At 72.7% G+C, this 2800-nt stretch carries 3 protein-coding genes; all 3 read right to left on the bottom strand.

Going from position 1 to position 2800, the window contains the following annotated elements:
• A partial coding sequence (locus tag AC1D1T_RS31530) for a secretin GspD/PilQ domain-containing protein (protein WP_477993302.1) occupies positions 1-1795 on the bottom strand: 1795 nt, incomplete at its 3' end.
• A gap of 14 nt (positions 1796-1809) precedes the next feature.
• A complete protein-coding gene (locus tag AC1D1T_RS31525; RefSeq protein ID WP_052211305.1) occupies positions 1810-2373 on the bottom strand; it encodes a hypothetical protein in 564 nt (187 codons plus the stop codon).
• Positions 2373-2800, bottom strand: a 428-nt coding sequence (locus AC1D1T_RS31520) for a hypothetical protein (RefSeq protein ID WP_477993300.1), incomplete at its 5' end; no start/stop codon positions are given. The genes AC1D1T_RS31525 and AC1D1T_RS31520, both read right to left, overlap by 1 nt.

The raw sequence follows: 2800 nt of genomic DNA, 5'->3' as shown, positions 1-2800 counted from the left end.
CTCCGGGCGCCGGCACCGCAGCGGCCGCGCGGCCCCCCGTCGGCCGCAGGCGCGGCGAGGTCTCGGTGCCGACCCACATCTCGGTCTCGTTCGCGTCGGGGCGGCGCAGGTTGCGCACGATGCGCGGCGTGATCGCGAGGACCAGCTCGGTGCGCGACGAATCGTCGAGCTGGCTGGAGAACACCCGCCCCAGCACCGGCAGGTCGCCCAGGCCCGGCACGCGGCTCGCGTTGGAGCGGTCCTCGCTGCTGATCAGGCCGGCCAGGATCTGCGTCTCGCCATCGCGCAGGCGCAGCAGCGTCGACGCATTGCGGGTGCCGATCTGGTAGGCGAGCGTGCCCGAGGCTGTCTTGACCTGGCCGGCCAGCGAGCTGACCTCGAGCGCGACGCGGATCGCCACGTCGTCGTCGGCGTAGATGGTCGGCTCGACCTCCAGCTTCAGCCCGACCTCGATGTAGTTGACGCTGTCGGAGACGAAGCTGCCGCTGCCGCCGATGGTGGCGGTGATCACCGGCACCTTGTCGCCGATCAGGATCTTGGCCTTCTCCTTGTTGCGCGCGCGGATGCGCGGGTTGGCCAGCGTGTTGAAGTCGCCGACCTCGCGGCGCAGGTTGACGAGCAGGCCGCCGACGGTCAGGCCGATGTTGTCGCGCGTCAGGTTGCGCACGTTGCCGAGCGTGAGCCCGGTCGCGCCGGCCGGCGGCAGCGGCGTCAGCGCGAAGGTGTCGGGGAACTTGACGCCCAGCTCGGTGAGGCGGGTGCTGCGGATCTCGATCACCTCGACGTCGAGCATCACCTCGGGCTCGTGCGCGTCGTACAGGGCCATCAGGCGCTCGGCGAGCTGGATGTTCTCGGGCGAATCGCGCAGCGCGAGCATGTTGGTGCGCTCGTCCACATAGGGCTCGCGCACGCGCAGCATCGAGCGCAGGAAGGCGGCCGCGCTCTTCGCGTCGCCGCTCGCGAGGTAGAACACCTTGACGACCTGCTCCTGGTGCTCGCGCTGCTTCTCGGGCGTGTTCGGGTAGATCAGCAGCGTCTGGCTGTCGATCACCTTCTTCGCGAGCTGGTTGGTGCTGACGATCAGGTCGATCGCGTCCTCGACGCGGGCCGAACGCAGGAAGACGGTGACGCGGGCGTCGGGGCGCACGTCCTTGTCGAGGATGAAGTTGATGCCGCTGTTGCGCGACACCACGTCGAGCACGGTGCGCAGCCCGGCGTCGCGGAAATCGAGCGAGATCGGGCGGGTCTCGGCCAGCCCCTTCTGGTTGGCGCGCGCCTCGGCCTGGCGCACGTCGACCTCGATGCGGCGCTGGAACGCGAGCAGGTCGGAGTTGCGCGGGTTGTCCTTCAGCGCCTGCTCCACCACGCGCAACGCGGCGGCGTTCTGCTGCGCGGCGGCCAGGCGCTCGGCCTCGGTGAGCGCGGCGCGCTGGCGCTGCTCGGTGGCCACGTCGGCGAGCAGGTCGTCGATGCGGCTGCTGGTCGGGTTCAGCGCCTTCGCGCGGCGCAGCGCCTGCTCGGCGACCTCGTAGCGGCCGGCGGCACGCGCGGCGGCCGATTCGGCGATCAGCCGGGCCAGCGCCTCGGTGCGGGCCTGCACCTGGCCGCTGCGCAGCGTGGTGCTGTTCGGGTACTCCTTCAGCCCGGCGTCGAGCTGGCTGAGGGCCTGTTCGTAGTTGCCGGCGCGCAGCGCCTGCTGGGCTTCGTCGCGGTAACGCTGCTCGGCGCAACCGGCGAGCAGCAGCGCGGCCAGTGCGAAGGGCAGTGCGCGGAGGGTTCGGGCGAGGGTGGTCATGCTGCTGCTGGCGTTCACTGCGGTGGCGGCGCGATGCCGATGGTGGCGCGCTGCCCGAGGGGCGGGTAGACCAGCTGCACGGCCTGGTCGGTGATGGATTCGACGACATAGCCGTCGTCCAGGCGCTGGTCGACGGCCACCTCGATCGGCACGCCGGTGCCTTTCACGAGGTAGACGATCGAGGCGCCTTCGGGCGTGAGCATGCGGCCGAAGAAGCGGTAGTTCATCGGCGGGGCCATCGGTGCCGGCGGTGGCGGCGCGACGACGGGCACCGGCTTCGGCGCGGGTGGCGGAGGTGGTGCGGGTGGCAGGACCGGCTGGAAGATGTCGCGCTTGGCGGGCTCGAGGGCCTGGGCCGGCCACTGTGCGGGCAAGGGCCCGGCGGGCGTGGCGCGATCCCAGCGCGCGGGGCCGGGTGCCGCCTGCAACAGCGGGCGCTCGTCGGCTGGCGCAGGCGCATCGTTGCCGCGCACCGCGGCCGCGACCAGCGTGGGCGCCTGCCGCGTGGCCCACAGCGAGGCGGCGGTGAGGGCGAGCGTGCCGCCCAGGGCCCACCAGAGGCTCTTGCGCATCGGCATCAGCGGCTGGCCTCCGAGGCGCGGGGCGCCGGTGCGCTCGCCGCGGTCAACAGCGGGCGGCTCCAGCGCGTCAGCAACAGCGTGGCCTCGACATCGACCGGGCTCGTCAGCACACGCAGGTTCAGGCGAGCGACGGTGGTGCTGGCGTGGCGGTCGAGCAGCTCCTTCAGCACGAGCTTGACCTGCGGGTACGGGCCGCGCAGCGTCAGCTGCAGGTCGTGGCGGCCGAGCTGCTCGGCGGTGGCGGCGCGGGGCGTGTCGACCAGGCTGACGACGGCGACGCCGAGCTGGCCGGTGACGCGCTGCATGTCGCGCACCCAGTCGGCGGTGCTGGCGTCAACCGGGAGGCGGCGGGCGAAGTCGGGTTCGGGCTCGGCGGCGGCGCTGGCGGCGGCGGGCGCCGGGCGGGCCTGGAGCGTGGCGAGAT

Source organism: Rhizobacter sp. P2_H3 (assembly GCF_056403355.1).
This window is presented reverse-complemented; position numbering and strand designations above follow the sequence as displayed.

Excerpts from the sequence above, each read along its gene's own strand:
- AC1D1T_RS31525 (WP_052211305.1), bottom strand. The coding sequence starts at position 2,373 with ATGCCGATGCGCAAGAGCCTCTGGTGGGCCCTGGGCGGCACGCTCGCC.